The sequence below is a fragment of the Acinetobacter sp. F-1 genome (assembly GCF_022869025.1).
Lineage (GTDB): Bacteria > Pseudomonadota > Gammaproteobacteria > Pseudomonadales > Moraxellaceae > Acinetobacter > Acinetobacter pseudolwoffii.
Window position 1 is genome coordinate 123,790 of record NZ_JAJKFX010000006.1, and the last position, 19,033, is coordinate 142,822.

Annotated in this window: 13 protein-coding genes; 6 read left to right on the forward strand and 7 right to left on the reverse strand. The window is 44.0% G+C overall.

The window, feature by feature from the left end; translation table 11 throughout:
- Positions 1–258: 258 nt before the first annotated feature.
- Positions 259–2,445 (reverse strand): carboxy terminal-processing peptidase, encoded by a 2,187-nt coding sequence (locus LOZ91_RS07790; protein ID WP_244782955.1) that lies wholly within the window; start codon positions 2,443–2,445, stop codon positions 259–261.
- Positions 2,446–2,644: 199 nt separating this feature from the next.
- On the opposite strand from LOZ91_RS07790, the gene nagZ reads away from it, so the two are divergent.
- Together nagZ and LOZ91_RS07800 are read left to right on the forward strand one after the other, a co-directional pair.
- Complete coding sequence (gene nagZ, locus LOZ91_RS07795; protein ID WP_005172743.1) at positions 2,645–3,667, forward strand: beta-N-acetylhexosaminidase; 1,023 nt, start codon at positions 2,645–2,647, stop codon at positions 3,665–3,667.
- Positions 3,668–3,787: 120 nt separating this feature from the next.
- Positions 3,788–4,654 (forward strand): class I SAM-dependent methyltransferase, encoded by an 867-nt coding sequence (locus LOZ91_RS07800; RefSeq protein WP_100355661.1) that lies wholly within the window; start codon positions 3,788–3,790, stop codon positions 4,652–4,654.
- 24 nt (positions 4,655–4,678) lie between these two features.
- On the opposite strand, the gene LOZ91_RS07805 is transcribed toward LOZ91_RS07800, so the two are convergent.
- Entirely contained in the window at positions 4,679–6,016 is a 1,338-nt protein-coding gene (locus tag LOZ91_RS07805) for an alpha/beta hydrolase (protein ID WP_005172747.1), read from the reverse strand.
- Positions 6,017–6,338: 322 nt separating this feature from the next.
- Here LOZ91_RS07805 and LOZ91_RS07810 point away from each other — a divergent pair, with 322 nt between their 5' ends.
- The 3 genes from LOZ91_RS07810 (at position 6,339) to pta (ending at position 11,467) form a co-directional block, all read left to right on the forward strand.
- Positions 6,339–7,604, forward strand: a complete 1,266-nt coding sequence (locus tag LOZ91_RS07810) for a glutamate-5-semialdehyde dehydrogenase (RefSeq protein ID WP_034609142.1) — start codon at positions 6,339–6,341, stop codon at positions 7,602–7,604.
- Between the two features lie 449 nt (positions 7,605–8,053).
- The gene (locus tag LOZ91_RS07815) at positions 8,054–9,274 is read left to right on the forward strand and encodes an acetate kinase (RefSeq protein WP_005172750.1); all 1,221 of its coding nucleotides are present in this window, start codon (positions 8,054–8,056) and stop codon (positions 9,272–9,274) included.
- Between the two features lie 54 nt (positions 9,275–9,328).
- Positions 9,329–11,467 (forward strand): phosphate acetyltransferase, encoded by a 2,139-nt coding sequence (gene pta / locus LOZ91_RS07820; RefSeq protein WP_244782956.1) that lies wholly within the window; start codon positions 9,329–9,331, stop codon positions 11,465–11,467.
- A gap of 231 nt (positions 11,468–11,698) precedes the next feature.
- Here pta and LOZ91_RS07825 read toward each other — a convergent pair whose 3' ends face one another.
- Positions 11,699–11,938, reverse strand: a complete 240-nt coding sequence (locus LOZ91_RS07825; protein WP_005095591.1) for a DUF2171 domain-containing protein — start codon at positions 11,936–11,938, stop codon at positions 11,699–11,701.
- Between the two features lie 766 nt (positions 11,939–12,704).
- Here LOZ91_RS07825 and LOZ91_RS07830 point away from each other — a divergent pair.
- On the forward strand, positions 12,705–14,231 hold the full coding sequence (locus LOZ91_RS07830) for a fumarate hydratase (RefSeq protein ID WP_244782957.1): 1,527 nt from the start codon (positions 12,705–12,707) through the stop codon (positions 14,229–14,231).
- A gap of 431 nt (positions 14,232–14,662) precedes the next feature.
- Here the strand turns inward: LOZ91_RS07830 and LOZ91_RS07835 are convergent, their stop codons facing one another.
- The 4 genes from LOZ91_RS07835 to tig all read right to left on the reverse strand — a co-directional run bounded on the left by LOZ91_RS07835 (position 14,663) and on the right by tig (position 19,022).
- On the reverse strand, positions 14,663–15,379 hold the full coding sequence (locus LOZ91_RS07835; RefSeq protein WP_244782958.1) for a DUF2846 domain-containing protein: 717 nt from the start codon (positions 15,377–15,379) through the stop codon (positions 14,663–14,665).
- 170 nt (positions 15,380–15,549) lie between these two features.
- Complete coding sequence (gene clpX, locus LOZ91_RS07840) at positions 15,550–16,860, reverse strand: ATP-dependent protease ATP-binding subunit ClpX (RefSeq protein ID WP_180078133.1); 1,311 nt, start codon at positions 16,858–16,860, stop codon at positions 15,550–15,552.
- Between the two features lie 29 nt (positions 16,861–16,889).
- A complete protein-coding gene (gene clpP / locus LOZ91_RS07845) occupies positions 16,890–17,495 on the reverse strand; it encodes an ATP-dependent Clp endopeptidase proteolytic subunit ClpP (protein WP_004647427.1) in 606 nt (201 codons plus the stop codon).
- Between the two features lie 195 nt (positions 17,496–17,690).
- The gene (tig, locus tag LOZ91_RS07850) at positions 17,691–19,022 is read right to left on the reverse strand and encodes a trigger factor (protein ID WP_244782959.1); all 1,332 of its coding nucleotides are present in this window, start codon (positions 19,020–19,022) and stop codon (positions 17,691–17,693) included.
- Positions 19,023–19,033: the final 11 nt, after the last annotated feature.

Here is a 19,033-nt window from a genome sequence, read left to right on the forward strand (position 1 = left end):
CTGAAATCATGATGAGCATCAGCATAAAATATGACTTCTATCTTATGAGTCTTGAAAATTTTAGCAAATGTTTAAATCTATTTTTCCAGTTTATTTATTCGACCACCGTCACAATTTTTTTCTTTTTATTTAGACAGCTAGCAATTCATATGAAAAATTTATTCTGATTTTTAAATAGCCGGATATCATAAAAAAATAGCCTGTCGAAACAGGCTATTTTTTTAGATCCTTAGATACTTAAATGGACATGCTTAAAAGTTACTGTTTGGCCTGTAACTTGGCATAATCCAGCAACACATGTGCAGCTTCGATCACAAAGGCTTCTTCTTCAGGAAGCGCCGGACGCTCTTTGGCTTTCATTTTGGCACGGGTTTCAATCAGTGCATCCATTGAAGCCTGATAAGTTTCCCAGTTCGGATAAGGTTTAAGACCTGTAGCCATACGGCGGGTATTTTCTGCCTCCAGCGTTTTTTGCTCCATGGCAATCAACTCTGCTTTACGCTGTTGCAAGTCCAGTACCTGACGCTTTTCTTCCTCGGCTTTTTTCATCACCGCCTTACGCTGTTCCAGATACTTGAACTGAGAATCCAGCACGACCCGTTGCTGAGAAAGTTTAGCTAATTCAGGTACATATTTCTGTACTGCACCTTCACGTTTAAACGGTGCGGTTGGAATGGTATCCCACTGCAAGGCATTTTTAGCCTTACGCTCACCAAACTCTTCATTATAAATATCGACCAGTTTAATGTCTGGCACAACCCCTTTATTCTGGGTACTACCACCAGTCACCCGGTAGAATTTACGCTGTGTCAGTGTCGCCTGACCATGGGCCAAGCTATCCAGTTGCACCTGCGCCGTACCCTTACCAGTGGTGGTACTGCCGATCACAATCCCGCGTTCATAATCCTGAATCGCTGCGGAGTAAATTTCGCTGGCCGAGGCAGAGGCCAGATTGATCATTACTGCCAAAGGACCCGCATAGGTTTGTGCACCGCCATCATCATCTTCAAAGACGCTAACATTGCCATTACCATCACGAATCTGTACCACTGGGCCAGATTTAATCACCTGCCCCAACATACGTGCCACCTCTTCCAGTGAGCCACCCGGGTTATTACGCAAATCGACAATAATTCCGGCAATATTTTTGGCCGCCAGTTCTTTTAAAGCCTTATTGGTATCTTCAGAGACTGAACGATAATCTGTACCGGCACGACGTGCACGATAGTTCAGGTAGAACGACGGGATTTCAATCACACCATATTGATATTTCTTGCCATCGCGCTGAATGTCGACAACACGCGTACGCACACCGGCATCTTCTTCCTGAATCACATCACGGGTAATGGTCACGTTACGTGCCTGCCCCATGGTCGCGCCTGCACCGAGTAAACGTAGAGTGACTTTAGTGCCACGCTTGCCGCGAATCAGACCGACAATTTCATTGCTTGGCCAGCCAATCACATCGACCATCTGTTCGCCATCCTGGGCTACACCAATGATACGATCACCCGATTTCACCTGACCGGATTTACTCGCAGGACCACCTTCGACAATGGTTTCAATCTTGGTGTAATCTTCATTGCCACGTTCAGGACGAATCGAGACCCCGACCCCTTCGAGCTGCAAAGTGGTCTGACGATTCAGCTCCATCGCATCTACAGGCGGGAAATAATTACTATGCGGATCATAGGTCAGCATCATCGCATTCAAGGTCTTGTCGAGCACATCATCACTCTTGATCCGGCTGACACGTTCCAGCTGACGGGTATAACGCTTGGTCAAGGTTTGTGCAGGCGTCAGATCTTCAGGACCGGTAAGGTCTTGTCCATTGGCCAGTTCTGGATTGGCCTTCAGTGCTTTCTGTTTGGCCTGTTCTTCTTCTTTACTGATGGTCAGATTGATCAGCTGGGACACCAGCATTTTTGACCAGTGCGCGCGCTGTTCAGCCTCAGTTTTAAAGAATGGTGCTTTTTCACGATCCGTTTCGATATAGACATTTGGCTGATTCAGGTTCTGCGGTTTTTTCAGCTCATCCAGCATATAAGTATAGAACTGGGTCAGGCGCTGACGATATTGCGCATGGATTTCATAAGAACCCGACAAATTGCCAGCTTTCAGGTGAGCACCAAAATTGGCCCCATAACGTTTCTTGTAATTTTCAACTTCTGGTGCCAGAAATAAGCTATGTTCCGGATCCAGACTATCGATATAGAAATCGAAAATACGCTGCGAAGTCTGGGCATCCAGACGCATATTCAAATAGTGCTGACGATCCACCAGCGTCGCCAGTTGACGTGATACTAACGCCTGTTCTTGAGATGGCTGAATGGCTTTGCTGACCACTTCTGCACTATTGGCTGCAATCGCATCATTCACGACATGGGTAAAAAAGAAGCCACCTGTCGCAATCGCAACGGCGCAAGCTATCGTTTGAAATTTCATAAATAATTCGTACTTCCTTGGCCTAGAGACCAATGTGACCGTGTTGCTTTTCGACCAGAATTTAAAGTATTCAGCATCTTAAACAACTTAATATGTTTATGTCGTGTAGTTTTATCATATTCTGTGCTGACAAAGTGTAGCAAATCATTGCAGAAATCAGGTATTGTTTCCCGGAAAAATTCTAAAACGGATTCCGCATATGATTGGCGCATTGATGCTCGACATCGCAGGCACAACCCTGACTCAAGAAGATATTGAACTATTCGGTGCGCCGCAAGTCGGTGGAGTCATTTTATTTGGACGTAACATCGAATCTGCGGCTCAAGTCCGTGCCTTAACCGATCACATGCGCCAGATTCGTCCTGATATTTTGATTGCAGTCGATCAGGAAGGTGGACGTGTGCAGCGCTTAAGACAGGGCTTTACCCTGCTCCCTGCGATGGGGAAATTTGGCGAACTGTATGCTCATGATTCGCAGCGTGCTTTAGATTTAGCCGAAAAATGCGGCTGGCTGATGGCGATTGAAGTACTGGCTGTCGGGATTGATTTCAGTTTTGCGCCGGTGCTGGATTTAAACGACATCAGTGATGTGATTGGTGACCGAAGCTTTGCCAGAAATATTTCAGATATTATTCCACTGGCCAGCGCATTTTTAAAAGGGATGAAACGTGCAGGAATGGCGTCAACTGGGAAACATTTCCCGGGTCATGGTTCAGTCAAAGCGGATTCACATGTTGCCGCAGCCATTGATATGCGCAGCTATGAAGACATTCAGCAAAAAGACATGCAGACCTTTATCCAGTTACAGCCGCAACTCGATGCTTTAATGCCAGCGCATGTGATTTATAGTCAGGTAGATCCCAATCCGGCCGGATTCTCGGAATTCTGGATTCAGAAAGTTTTGCGTCAGCAACTCGGTTTTGACGGCGTTCTGTTCTCGGATGATTTAAGCATGCAGGCCGCCTGTGTGGCAGGCGGTGCCGATGCCCGAATTCAGGCCGCACTGAAAGCCGGGTGTGATATGGGGCTGGTCTGTAATGATCGTGCAGCACAATGTATTGCACTGGAAGGCATTGCCGACCTGCCGTTGCCAAATCAGGAACGTTTAGAACGTATGCGCGGTCAAATTCCAGCGATTCAAATTGGCACTGAACTGGATCTGGGTGATGAATGGCGCAAGATTCGTGATGAAATACTGGTATTCAAGCAGCAGACTAGCTGAAACTTTTTAAATCCAATCAAGATCATAAAGGAACACGACAAAGTGTTCCTTTTTTATTATGATGTTAAAAGGCGTTACTTCTGTAGCACCCAACTAAAATAACAATAAGGTCAGAACCCTATGCCAAAATCACTTTCGCAGCATCGCCATATTTCTTTTACAGCACATTATACCGGCTATATCTGGTATCAAATGGGGATCTCACATCCGGTTTTTGCCACGACTAAAGGCAAGTTTCTGGCCACACTGCTACATCCACTCGAAGTATGGGCAGAACGCTCTGTGGGTGGCAGTATGCGTACCACACTCAAGCAGCGCCATCAGATGATTGATGAACATCTGTGTCAGTTGATCGAGCAACATCCACAACTTCAGATTCTTGAAATTGCCTGCGGTTTGTCTCCACGTAGCTGGAATTTCAGACAAAAATTTCCCGAGATTGATTATCGCGAACTGGATCTTCCCGACATGGCCAGAATCAAGACCCAAGCCTTGCAGCAGATTGATCTGCAGGCTCCCGAAGTGCTCACTGCAGATATTTTTAGTGAAGAGTTGGACTGTATCTTTCAGATGTTTGATCCCGACCAACCTTTGGTGGTAATTAATGAGGGGCTGATTAATTACTTTGATCAACGCATGTTGCGTATTCTGTTGCAAGGTATTGCAGAGAATGCACGACATTTTCCAGCCTTGCATTACCTTAGCGACATTTACCCGGAACCCGTCAAAAATAAATTGGCGAATTTTATTTGGAGCTGTAGCCGTCTGCTTAAATTCATGTCACGCAGTGCATTTACCTTTCATTTTAAAACCCCCCAAGAATTACAGCACTTTTTTCAAGATGCCGGTTTCAATCAGGTTGAGGTACAACAACCGCAACGTTATTTTGCCGAGCCTCGTCAGCAAAATCTGACACCGGAGCAGGATGAACATCTCGGTGATCTGGTCTGGATGATTCATGCAGTGAAAAAAAACAGCGTTAAATGACGCTGTTTTTTTATTAAGCCCCGATTAAATCACTGCATCGAAAGCGTCTTCTTGCTGAAGGATTTTCTGTTGTTGCACAAAAGCCAATAAACGTTCTGCCACTTCAAAACTGCCATGTTTAAACAGGGCCCGCACTTGAGTCTCATCCTGTTCAAAGATCAGACATTCGATCTTGAACTCGCCGTTTTCATCTTCCAGATGCAAGGCCAGATCACGCGGATAAGCTGCGGCACACTCTGTCTGTCCTGCGTCTAACTCCAGCAATACTCCAAAGAAATTCATGTCGATAATTTCTACATTCAACAGCAGATCCGAATGACGATGACTCAAATAACGTTGTGGCTGTTGCACACAAATCCGTTCTTCACCGCGCCGTTCAATCTGCTGCATCTGTTCACGGCTAAACGGAATAATTCCCGGCAACTGCTCGACTGCTTCATCACGCAAGAAGGTGGCAAACAGATGCATAGTTTCTTTCCTGCGCTGCAACTGAGGCACATGGTCAGCACCGGCAATTTGTACATACTGCATATTTGGACATTGCAGGGCAAAATTGGCATTCTCATGTGGCAAGGTAAAACTGTCATATTGACCACAGGCCACCAGAACCTTGCACTGTGGAATCGGCACGTGGGTCAGACGCAATAGACGGTTGCAGTTAATATCATAACGCTCTTGTTCGGTCACCGTGAATTCTGACATCTGCTTGAAGAATAAGCGCTTTGCTGTTGGTGACATGCGGGTTTCTTTGAGACGGGCATGATTGACCAGATATAAAATGACCGCCTGACCAAATTCATCCATGCGCTGTTCTTTCATCAGATGCAAGGATTCTTCCAATAGCATGCGCCAGCTTTTGCGGGTTTTCTGCATTACGCCCATCAGGATCATCCGATCCACCAGTTCAGGGCGCTGGTCTGCCAGACAGGAGGCGACTACTGAGCCTAAGGACATGCCTAAAATTGAAACTTGAGGAAGTTGCATCTGCTCCAGCCATTGCCCCAGCATGGCAGCAAGGTCTTCAAGCTCCAGAGTTCCAGCCGACAGACCAGTATCCACATTGCTGATCTGCTGGTTGGCTCCCATCGAAGGCAAGTCAATCAGAATGATCGGGCCGGCAGCGAAGAGCTGTTCGACACAATATTTATAGGAATTAAAATTCTGGAAGGCGCCCCCAATGATCACCATCGGCCTGAGATGCAAGGTATCCGGACGGGCAATCGCCATATATTCGATTTTCCAGCCATCCATCCAGGTGCTTCGTGCTGGCTGCTTAAAACTGTGCTTGTCATAAAGATCAAAAAAACCATAATGGCTTTGCGAATCCAATACATGGGCATCCATGTGGATAATGGAATTCATTTTCCTTTTCCTCCGTCCTTGCCTTATTTTTATTGTGCAAGTCATGCTAAACAGATCTTATGCTTCAGGCACATTCCGATATGCCTGAACACGCATCCTGCTCTTTAATAGTTATATATGACTTCAATGTCGCTTATTTCATTCTATACAGAGGAGCTTTTCACAAGCAACCGCTTCAGCAACCACTTATCTGCTTTTAAACAGAAAACAATTTCAAAATGTTTAGAAGTCCGCGAAAACGGATGATTTTTAATAGATGGGCTTCATTGTGCAGCATCAGACTGTTAATATCGAAGTGAAATTTCTAAGTGATCAAAGCGCTATGCAAGAGTCTATTGAACAATATATGCAAACGGTAGGACAGCAGGCACGCCAGGCTTCTCGCATTTTGGCTCGTGCGTCCACCCAAACCAAAAACAACGCACTATCGGCTATTTATACGGCTTTGGAAAATAGCCAGCCAGCTATTTTGGCTGCCAACCAGAAAGATATGACCAAAGCGCATAATAACAATCTGGACAGTGCCCTGCTTGATCGCTTAGAACTCAACCCCGCACGCTTTAAAGGTATGTTAGAAGGCCTGAAAGATGTGATTGGCCTGAAAGATCCGATTGGTGAAATTAGCGATATGGCTTATCGCCCATCTGGCATTCAACTGGGCAAGATGCGTGTACCTTTGGGTGTGGTTGGCATGATTTATGAATCACGTCCCAACGTAACCCTGGAAGCGGCTTCACTGGCACTGAAATCAGGCAATGCGATTATTTTACGTGGCGGTTCAGAAGCTCTGGAATCCAATCAGGCGATTGCCGCAGCAATTCAACATGCGCTGAAAATTTCTGGCCTGCCAGAATCAGCAGTACAAGTGATCAATACCGTTGATCGTGCTGCAGTCGGCCAGCTCATTACCATGACCGAATATGTCGATGTGATTGTGCCCCGTGGCGGCAAGAGCCTGATCGAACGCATTACTGAAGAAGCTCGTGTCCCGGTGATCAAACATTTAGATGGTAATTGCCATATCTATGTGGAAGCACAGGCGGATCTGTTAAAAGCCTTGCCCATTGCTTTAAATGCCAAAACCCATCGCTATGGCGTGTGTAATGCCATGGAAACTTTGCTAGTCGATGAAAAAGTTGCTGAAGAGTTCTTGCCCCGCATCGCAGAACTTTATCAGGAGAAAAAAGTAGAGCTCCGTGGTTGCAAAGAAACCCAACGTATTCTTGCTGATGCAGTGATTGCGGCCACTGAAGAAGACTGGTATACCGAATATCTGGGCCCAATTCTGGCCATCAAAGTGGTTTCTGGCATAGAAGAAGCGATTGAACATATTAATCAGTATGGCTCACATCATACCGATTCGATCATTACTGAAAATTACAGTCTGGCACGTGAATTTTTGGCCGGTGTCGATTCGAGTTCGGTGATGATCAATGCCTCGACCCGCTTTGCTGATGGTTTTGAATATGGCTTAGGCGCGGAAATCGGAATTTCAACCGATAAAATTCATGCCCGTGGTCCGGTTGGTCTTGAAGGCCTAACCTCACAAAAATGGATCGTATTTGGTGATGGTCAGATTCGCCAATAACTATTTCAGATGATCACGTTAAAAATCAGCTTTGTTCGCAAGGCTGATTTTTTATGGATATAAAAATTAAAACCAAAATGGATCAGAACCTTTGGGTCATTTTATTGATGAATCTCTGTATAGAATTGTATGTATAAGTCATATTTGCTGTTTTAGGCACTAAACTGAAAGCAATCTGTTCCAGTACGACATTGAAAATAGAATTTGGCAGCTTTATTGATTATATTTTCAACATCATTTTATTTATAAATGAAAACTATGAACTGATAAATTTTAGTTATTATTGTCAGCCTGGTCGATAATGCTTAAGTCTAATCTGCTAAAGTCTATCTAGGACAGAAAAAAAACAAATGTTAAAACATCAATATTGATTCAGCTTAGTGCCTTTTTGCTGATCACTGGATCAAGTCAATGGACGAGAATTTTAATTAAAAATCGGGTAATCAATCGTGTCTAAATCAGTATTAGTTATTAATTGTGGCTCTTCTTCAATCAAGTTTGCATTACTTCTTGAGGAACAGAACTTCCGTATTCATGGTTTAGCTGAGAATTTAGGCACAGAGAATGCTCGTATCAAAGGCGTGACTGTCGGTAACGAACCGGTCGATATCCATATTCCTTTTGCCGACCATAAAAAAGCCCTTGAAGTTGGTTTGGAGCGTCTGGCTAACTATCGCCCAGATGCGATTGGTCACCGTGTGGTACATGGTGGCAGCCTGACCAAAGCAGAATTGATCAATGATGAAATTATTGAAAAGATTCGTGAAGCAACGCCGCTTGCGCCCTTACACAATCCGGCACATCTGATTGGCATTGAAGCCACCAAACGCTTGTTCCCAGACTTACCGCAAATAGCAGTATTTGATACCGCATTCCATCAAAGCATGCCAGCACATGCATATCGCTATGCCCTGCCAAAATTCTTATATACAGCCCATGGTGTGCGTCGTTATGGTTTCCACGGCACCAGCCATGCTTATGTTTCAGACCGTGGTTCTGAACTGGCAGGTAGCCTGAAACAAGGCGGCTGGTTAACAGCACATCTCGGTAATGGCAGCTCGACCTGTGCCGTGTGGAATGGGAAAAGTGTAGATACGTCAATGGGCTTAACCCCGCTTGAAGGTATTGTCATGGGCACCCGCAGTGGCGATGTCGACCCAAGCCTGCACAGCTTCCTGGCAAAGAACCTGGGTTGGGATATCTATAAAATTGACAAGATGCTGAATAGCCAGAGCGGTCTGTTGGGTCTGTCTGATTTGTCGAATGACATGCGTACCCTGATTGAAGCATCGGAACAAGGTAATGAAGATGCTGCATTAGCGATTGAAGTATTCTGCTACCGTCTAGCCAAATCTCTGGCAGCACTGAGCTGTGGTCTGCCACGTATTGATGGCTTGTTCTTCACTGGCGGTATTGGCGAAAATTCTGCCTATATCCGTGAAAAAACCATGACTTATCTGCCCCACTTCGGCTTCAACCTGGATAAAAGTGCCAATAATGACCTGAAACGTGGCACTGAAGGCCGTATCGATTCAGGTACAGGTCCACAAATCTGGGTAGTGCCAACAGACGAAGAAGGTCGTATCGCTCAAGAAGTACATAGCGTTGTAGAACTTGAAGTGGAGCAAAAAAACGCAAAAAAGTCTGAAGCTGAGGTAGCGCTTGCATAAGCAAGCAGGGCCACTTTTTAACTGATTTTTATTATTGTGTGACTGACGTAACTTATGAAAACGATTCTATTGGTTCCCACTGGGGAAGGCGTAGGCTTAACTTCTGCATGTTTAGGCCTGATTTATGCACTGGAATGCCAAGGGGTTAAAGCTGGCTTTCTCAAACCTTTTGCTCAGGAATTGAATGATGTCGAAGACCGTACTACGGCTTTGTATCGTCATATTTCTCAAAGTGAAACTGTTGAACCAATCCGTTATAGCAAAGTCTTGCAGCAGATTAATCTGGGTGAACAGGATGAACTGCTGGAAGAAGCGGTACGTCTGCATCGTCAAATTGCCAGACAGCATGACCTGATTATTGTCGAAGGTCTATTGCCAAATGCTCAGGACAGTTTTGCCGATGATCTGAATGCCTCGCTGGCGCAGGCTTTGGATGCCAAAGTGATTGTGGTCAGCAATGCCAATATCCAGCAGCCAGGTCAGACTGCCGATAAAGTTGAAAACCAGATTCGCAACTTTGGTGGCGCCAGTTCAACCCGCCTGTCTGGCATCCTGTTGATGCGAACCAAAGGTCTGCCTGAAGAATCTGCACAGATTCCTGTAACGCTTGATCCGGATCTACGTCTTGCAGAAGAAACCACACAATTTATTCGTGCCATCCAGCAAACCCATCCACATATTGGTTCAGAAAAGTTACCTGTAATTGGACTGGTGCCTTTCAGTAAAACTTTAAGTGTGCCGCGTATATCTGATCTGGCGGCACATATTCAGGCCTACTGGATTAATGAAGGCGAAGCGAAACAGCGCCGTGTCCAGCACAGCAGCCTGATTTCGGCCAATATTGAACATGAATTGCATAAATTTGTAGCGGGTGAATTGATCATCAGTGCATCTGACCGGATTGATGTGTTATTGGCCAGCAGTCTGGCCAGCAGCAATGGTATTCCTTTGGCTGGCTTGGTGCTAACTGAACATCATCAACCAAATGATCACGTACTGGAATTTTGCCAGACCGCCATCAAACAAGGTTTACCAATTTTACATACACCGCTTAGTACCTTTGAAACCGCACAAAAACTGGTAAATCTCAGCAATGAAATTCCAGTAGATGATACGGAACGTGCAGATCAGGTCACGCGCTTTGTTTCGAGTCACATCAATCCGGAATGGCTCGGTCAGATGTTGAATGGTTCTTATAAGCCACGTCTCTCGCCTTCAGCCTTCCGGCATGAACTGGTACAAAAATCGATTGCGGCCAAAAAACGTATTGTATTACCTGAAGGTGATGAACCACGTACGATACAAGCTGCAGCAATCTGTCAGTCGCGTGGCATTGCACAATGTATTTTATTGGCCAATCCCGAATCTGTTTTAGAAGTGGCAAAAGCTCGTGGTATCGAATTGCCTGAAGATCTGGAAATTCTGGATCCGGATCTGATTCGTGATAACTATATCGACAAGATGGTCGAGCTACGTAAAGGCAAACTCAACGAACTGCAAGCGCGTGAACAGCTGCAAGACACTGTGGTGCTCGGCACCATGATGCTGGCGCTGGATCAGGTTGATGGTCTGGTCTCTGGCGCGGTACATACCACGGCCAATACCGTACGTCCTGCCTTTCAGCTGATCAAGACTGCACCGGATTATTCATTGGTTTCTTCTGTGTTCTTTATGCTGCTGCCAGATGAAGTCTATGTTTATGGCGACTGTGCGATTAATCCTGATCCAGATGCAGAGCAGCTGGCCGAGATTGCGATTCAATCAGCAGATTCTGCCAAAGCCTTTGGCATTGACCCGCGGATTGCCATGATTTCTTACTCTACCGGAACTTCAGGTATGGGTGCCGATGTCGAGAAAGTGGCTGAAGCAACACGAATTGCCAAAGAACGTCGTCCTGACCTGCTAATTGATGGGCCATTACAATATGATGCTGCCTCGGTTGAAAGTGTTGGCCGTCAAAAAGCACCAGATTCACAAGTGGCCGGACGTGCCAATGTCTTTATTTTCCCGGATTTAAATACGGGTAATACGACTTATAAAGCTGTGCAACGTGCTGCCAATGTAGTCAGTGTCGGGCCAATGTTGCAAGGTTTGAACAAACCGGTGAACGACCTGTCTCGTGGTGCTTTGGTCGATGATATTGTATTTACCATCGCCTTAACCGCGATTCAGGCCGAGCAGCAAGAAGCTTAATACTTCTTGAATTTAAGTTTTCCAAACCATCTGATTGAAAAATCAGGTGGTTTTTTTATAAAAAAACACTCATAGCTTCAATAAATTCAGCACGCGATCATTATCTCGTTTTAATAAACAATAAAAATGCCAGTCTTTCGAACTGGCATTTTCAATGATTACTAATAAAGTCTGTGACATAAAAAATTAAGCTGAGACAGCCCTGCTTTTCAGTCCACTGACTTTAATTTTTTATAAGGTGGTCCACTCTTTACGCACATCTTCTGCTGTTTTATTGAGCACTACGCTATCGTCTTTGATTTCGCTTACCCAACTCAAGGGAATCAGATGATGCTCATTATTTTCATCATCACTTCTTGTTAATTTAATTGAATCCTGACCTTCTAAATGGTCTACCTTCCCGACTTGAGTACCACATGAAGCAATGACTGAAGCATGTTCTTTAATATCACTTGCATTAAAATTGTTCATTCTACTTGCCTGTTTCTAGAAGTTGAGAGAAACAGTCTAAGCAATAAAAAATGCCACATGTGTAAGGGTTTTCAGGCTTTGAGTTTTTCTGGGTTAAAAATGTAAATGGTCAACATGGCTTGAGTAAGCTATAGGAGAGATGCTTTTTAAATTTGAGTTTTCAAATATTTTTATAACTGGATTTGAAGATTTGAAGATTTGAAGATTTGAAGATTTGAAGATTTGAAGATTTGAAGATTTGAAGATTTGAAGATTTGAAGATTTGAAGATTTGAAGATTTGAAGATTTGAAGATTTGAAGATTTGAAGATAGGTTAATTTTTTATGTCTTAAAATAAAAAAGAAGATAAAGCTTAGGCTTGATCTTCTTTCTGACCGTACATCCAAGTTGCAGCGATATATACACAAAAACCACTTGCCATTAAAATACCTGTAACCATTGTTAAGATCTCCCGTTTCAATAGCTGCATTATGTAAAAGTTTTATGACAGTTATATGACAATCTGGTTTTTTATTAAATTTAAAATAATTAATAAAATTCAATCGCTTAATACGGAATAAGCAAAATTATGCGTATTTTTTATCTGAAATATGACACTAAATATGACCGATTACTGTCATATTTGACCCGCTGAGCTGCTCAAGTCGTCCTTCAGATTGCTTAAACTATAAACTTTCGGCCAATGCTCGCCCAAAATGCCCACAACCCGATTCTTTTGTCTTATAATTTAGCCCGCTAGCTATCAGCCCGCTCAAGAGATATTTGTATGACAACTATTATCAAGCAAGATGACTTAATCACATCGGTTAAAGATGCGCTTCAGTTCATTTCTTACTATCACCCACAAGACTTTATCCAAGCGATGAGCCGTGCGTATGATCGTGAAGAGAACAAAGCTGCTAAAGATGCGATCGCGCAAATCTTAATTAACTCACGCATGTGTGCAGAAGGCCACCGCCCAATCTGTCAAGATACCGGTATCGTCAACGTATTTGTTGAAGTGGGCATGGATGTTAAATTCGATTTAACCATGGGCCTGGATGATGCAATCAATGAAGGCGTACGTCAGGGTTATTTAGAAAACTCCAACGTGCTTCGTGCATCAGTTCTGGCCGATCCTGCTTTTGGTCGTAAGAATACCAAAGACAACACTCCTGCCGTGATTTACCACAAGCTTGTGCCTGGTAATAAAGTAGATATCACTGTAGCAGCCAAAGGTGGCGGTTCAGAAAACAAATCTAAATTGGCAATGTTAAACCCGTCTGATTCAATCGTGGATTGGGTACTGAAAACTGTTCCAACCATGGGTGCAGGCTGGTGTCCACCAGGTATGCTGGGGATCGGGATCGGTGGTACTGCTGAAAAAGCCATGATGCTTGCCAAAGAAGCATTGATGGAAGAGATCAACATGGACGAATTGCTTCGTCGTGGTCCACAAAGCAAAATGGAAGAGCTTCGTATCGAAATCTTCGAAAAAGTAAATGCTTTGGGTATTGGCGCACAAGGTCTTGGCGGTTTAACCACTGTTCTTGATATTAAGATCAAGGATTACCCTTGTCACGCTGCTGGTAAGCCAGTCGGTATGATCCCGAACTGTGCTGCGACTCGTCATGCACACTTCACACTTGATGGTACGGGTGTTGCCAACATCATCGCACCGAAACTTGAAGACTATCCTGAAGTCACTTGGGATTCTTCAACCTCTAAACGCGTTGACCTCGACACAATTACTCAAGAAGAGATGAATGCTTGGAAACCAGGCGATACGCTTCTTCTTAACGGCACAATCTACACGGGTCGTGATGCTGCGCACAAACGTATGGTCGACATGCTCAACAACGGTGAAGAACTTCCTGTTGATTTGAAAGGCAAGTTTATCTACTACGTTGGCCCAGTCGATCCAGTCAGTGATGAAGTTGTAGGCCCTGCAGGCCCAACAACGGCTACACGTATGGATAAATTCACACGCCAGGTCCTTGAAGCAACTGGCATGTTCGGCATGATCGGTAAAGCGGACCGTGGTCCTGCTGCCGTTGAAGCCATTAAAGACAACCAGGCGACTTATCTCATGGCTGTCGGTGGTGCTGCTTACCTAGTATCTAAAGCCATCCGTGAAGCTGAAGTGGTTGCCTTTGCTGACCTAGGCATGGAAGCGATCTACAAGTTTGTCGTAAAAGATATGCCGGTATCTGTAGCAGTTGATGTGAATGGTACTTCTATTCACGCGACTGCACCGAAAATCTGGCAAGCAAAAATTGGTAAGATTCCAGTCGTGGACGCTGCTGCGGGCTAATTTTGACTGCAATAACAAAGCACCCTCTATCGGTAATGCCAGTCAGTTAAGGAATTGACTGGCATTTTCTTCTTGAAATTCATGATTATATCTGATAGATAGAAAAGTCATCCGCAACTGTTTGAGGCATGAGGTGTATTGCACCGCAAGATTTAAAAATGATTGTTTCTGCGACAAACTTACTGGTCGATGGTGGCTGACGAGTTTTGCGGATGAGGAGTGTTGCTCCGCAAGATGCCTTCCTTGCGAAGCTTCGCTTCTCATTTGGGCGAAACCAAAGTAACAAATAATTTACAAGAATTTGATTTATAAAATTAATACTCCGCTGTGAATGACTAAAAAATTAAAGAGTCTATTTCTAAACTCCTTAACTGATCAACATTACCCTCTATCGGTGCTTTTTTATTATATTTATTCTAGAAAATGTTCCATTACCAAGTACGCGGATCCCAAAGTTTAAAAGGTGCCTTCAACTGTACATCTAATGATGGATCATAAGCAGTCGGTTCAATTTTCTGGGCTTTTTTGCGAATATAGCCAGTTTCCTGATCTTGCGCTACAAAATTAAAACTGTGAGATTTAAGCTGAGTAAAAGCAATTTCATTCAGACCGACTTTTTCCGGCATGAGCATGAAGGGCCCCGAGACACTACGCCGGGTGCTGATATTTTCTTCATCATATTTAATAAAATAGGATTGTCCTGCTTCCACACTAAAATCCAGATATTTAGGCTTCTGAAAATGCAAAGCGCCCAACGGTCGACTGGTACTTAAACGGTACGTTCCTGTAGGAACTTCAATCCAGTAATAATGATTATGCAAAAGACTTGGAATATGTTCTTGATTAATAAACAGGCTGGCAGCAACAATTTCCTGACGGTTCCATCTGGAATCAGGCCGGTATAAATACACGATGGCTGCTTCAGCATGCTGCGGTTTCACCGTCTGAAACTGGTTGCCCTGCTTTTGATTGACCCAGCCGCCAATGGTGAACATGCCGATACGATGCTGCTCGACGAAGCCCGGTTTTTTTTCAAGATCGATATTTTTTAAAGTGCTGAGTGGCTGTGTAGGCTCAACGACGGCTTTCTTACCATGACACCCCAGCAATGCCAAACTGCTGATGAGTACAATTGCGACTCCACGCATGCTTATCCCTCACTGCGTCTTTATTCTTTTGTATGCAAGTGCTTTGCGATTTGTTTTTTATAAGTTTTAGGCATCCACGCCTAGTGAATCAGATTAACACCGAGCTTTATTTTTGGAAATAAAAAACGTGCGAAAACACGGAGTTTTCGCACGTTTCGGACGAATAGCAATTAAGCAGATTTACTATTCACGACCTTTAAATCTATTTTTGTCGCTGTCTCTTGCTGATCATGCGGCTGACGCTCGGCACGGTATTCCGGCTCTGCTTCACCTTTAATCACCGCTTCATTGACGACCACAGTGCCGACATCACTACGGCTTGGCAAGTCATACATGGTTTCCAGCAATGAATTTTCCAGAATCGAACGTAGACCACGTGCGCCTGTATTACGCTCAACTGCTTTCTTAGCCACGGCACGTAGAGCAGATTCTTCAAAGACCAGATCCACATCTTCCATATCAAACAGATGTTGGTACTGACGGGTCAAAGCGTTCTTCGGCTCAGTCAGAATCTGCATCAGTGCTTCTTCATCTAACTCATCCAAAGTAGCAATCACTGGCAAACGACCAATAAATTCTGGAATCAAACCAAATTTTACCAGGTCAGTTGCTTCAACTTGACGGAACAAGTCAGACAGCTTCTTGGTTTCATCTTTTTTACGCACTTCTGCAGTAAAGCCGATGCCACCTTTTTCCTGACGCTGCTGTACAATTTTCTCAAGTCCTGAGAATGCACCACCACAGATAAACAGGATGTTTGAGGTATCAATCTGAATGAATTCTTGCTGCGGATGCTTACGTCCACCTTGTGGCGGAATTGATGCAACCGTGCCTTCAATCATTTTCAATAATGCTTGCTGAACACCTTCACCTGATACATCACGCGTGATGGATGGGTTTTCAGACTTGCGGGTAATCTTGTCGATCTCATCGATATAGATAATCCCCTTTTGCGCTTTTTCGACATCGTAATCGGCTTTTTGCAAAAGCTTCTGTACGATGTTTTCTACATCTTCACCCACATAACCGGCTTCGGTCAGTGTCGTTGCATCTGCCATAGCAAATGGAACATCAAGAAGACGTGCCAGCGTTTGTGCAAGCAAGGTTTTGCCTGATCCTGTCGGACCAACCAACATAATATTACTTTTTGAAAGCTCGACTGAATCATCAGCTTTCTTGCCATTATTCTGCACTTTCAAGCGCTTGTAATGGTTATAAACCGCCACTGACAAGGTTTTTTTCGCGACGTCCTGACCAATCACATATTGATCCAAGGCCGCACGAATTTCATGCGGTTTCGGCAAAGGACGATTGGCCCAGTCATTGGTTTCCACCTGCTGACTGGTTTGAACCAAATCTAAGCATACGTCCACACATTCGTTACAAATGTATGCGTCCTCGCCTGCAATCAGCTTCCCGACTTCAGACTGCGTTTTACCGCAAAATGAACAATGCTTTTGTCCTTGAGGATGTTCGGACATATTTACTCCACTATCTCAATCTTTAAAACTTACGGACGTTTAGTTAAAACTTCGTCCACAAGACCGTATTCTTTCGCTTGCTGAGCAGTCATAAAGTTGTCACGGTCTGTATCACGTGCAACTTTCTCGTAATCCTGACCGCTGTGTTCAGCCATTAAACGGTTTAAACGTTCTTTAATAAACAAGATTTCACGTGCATGAATTTCAATATCTGAAGCCTGACCACGGAAACCACCCAATGGCTGGTGAATCATGACACGGGCATTTTCAAGGCAATAACGCTTGCCTTTGGTACCGGCATTCAGCAGGAACGCACCCATTGATGCTGCCTGACCCATGCAGTACGTTACGACATCTGGTTTGATAAACTGCATGGTGTCATAAATCGCCATACCTGCAGTTACCGAACCGCCTGGTGAATTGATATATAGATGAATATCTTTATCTGGATTTTCCGCCTCTAAAAACAACATTTGCGCAACGATCAGGTTCGCCATGTTGTCTTCAACTTCGCCCGTCATAAAAATTACACGTTCACGCAAAAGGCGTGAATAAATATCAAAAGAACGCTCACCACGAGAGGATTGTTCTACCACCATTGGCACTAAAGCGTTTTCAATCGTTGGAACATACATACGTTTATTTATTCCTAAATTTTTTGTGACCTAACCCATAATCACAATATGAGGGATAATCACTGAAATTGCAAAAAATTCGCCAACAAATCCATTATATTTTTTGCATTAGTTTTGTGAAAAACAGAAATGCTTTTTTCAGCGCTCAATATGAAAAAAAAGGCGCATTAAGCGCCTTTTTTATCGAAAGCTAAATTAGCCTTGTTGACGAGCTTGTTGCTCTTTCAATAAGTCTTCATAGCTTACAGTCGCATCAGTTACTTTAGCAGAAGCCAAAATGTAATCAACAACTTGGTCTTCTAGTACAACTGCTTCGATTTGAGCACGCTGTTGCGCATCGTTTTTGAAGTATTCGATCACTTCATTTGGATCTTCATAAGAAGAAGCCATGTCTTCGATGTACGCTTCAACACGTGCAGCATCTACTTCGATTTTCGCATCAGCTAAAACACGGCTAACCAATACACCAAGTTTTACAGATTTTTCAGCTTGTTCTTTGAACAATTCATCTGGAAGCATGCTTGAATCAAATGCTTGCGCACCTTGAGCACCGAACTGTTGAGTGAACTGCTGAATCATTTGTTGACGTTGACGGTCAATTTCTTGAGCAAGCATAGCCGCTGGAAGTTCAACTTCGTTTGCAGCAACAAGCGCATCAAAAGTCGCACCTTTTACCTGGTTACGCAGGCCGTTTTTCACTTCACGTTCCATGTTTTTACGAACGTCAGCTTTCAACTTCTCAACGCCTTCTTCTTCAGACACACCGAAGATTTCCAGGAATTCAGCATCAATTTCTGGAAGTTTTTGTTTTTCAACAAGCTTCACAGTGATTTTGAATTGAGCTTGTTTACCAGCAAGGTTTTCAGCTTGGTAATCTTCAGGGAAAGTTACATCAATCACTTTCTCTTCGCCTTTCTTCATACCAACGATGCCGTCTTCGAAGCCAGGAATCATACGGCCAGAACCGAGTACAAGTTTGAAGTCTTCAGCAGCGCCGCCTTCAAATTTCTCACCATCAACCGTACCTTCAAAATCGAAAGTCACTTGCATGTCTTTTTTAGCCATGCCTTTGGTTTCAGCCCAAGCAGCACGTTGTTTTTGAAGATTTTCGATCATCTTCTCAACGTCTTTATCGTTGACTTCAGTTGCTTTACGTTCAACTTCCAGACCTTCGAATTTCACTTCAACTTCTGGATAAACTTCAACAGTCGCTGTATATACCAGCGCGTCGTCTTTCATTTCAGTTTTTTCGATGTTTGGCATGCCCACAGCATTGATTTTCTCTTGCTGGATTGCTTCGAAAACTGTGTCACGAATAATATCGTTTACCACTTCTTGGTAGATACCCGCGCCGTATTCACGACGAACTACGTTTACAGGCACTTTACCTGGACGGAAGCCGTTGATCTTCGCAGTTTTAGCAGTGCGTTTTAAACGAGCTTCAAATTGCTCATTAATACGGCTCGTCGGTACAGAAACATTTAAACGACGGGCAACGCCCGAAACCGCTTCAGAAGTTACTTGCATGGCTTCCTCTA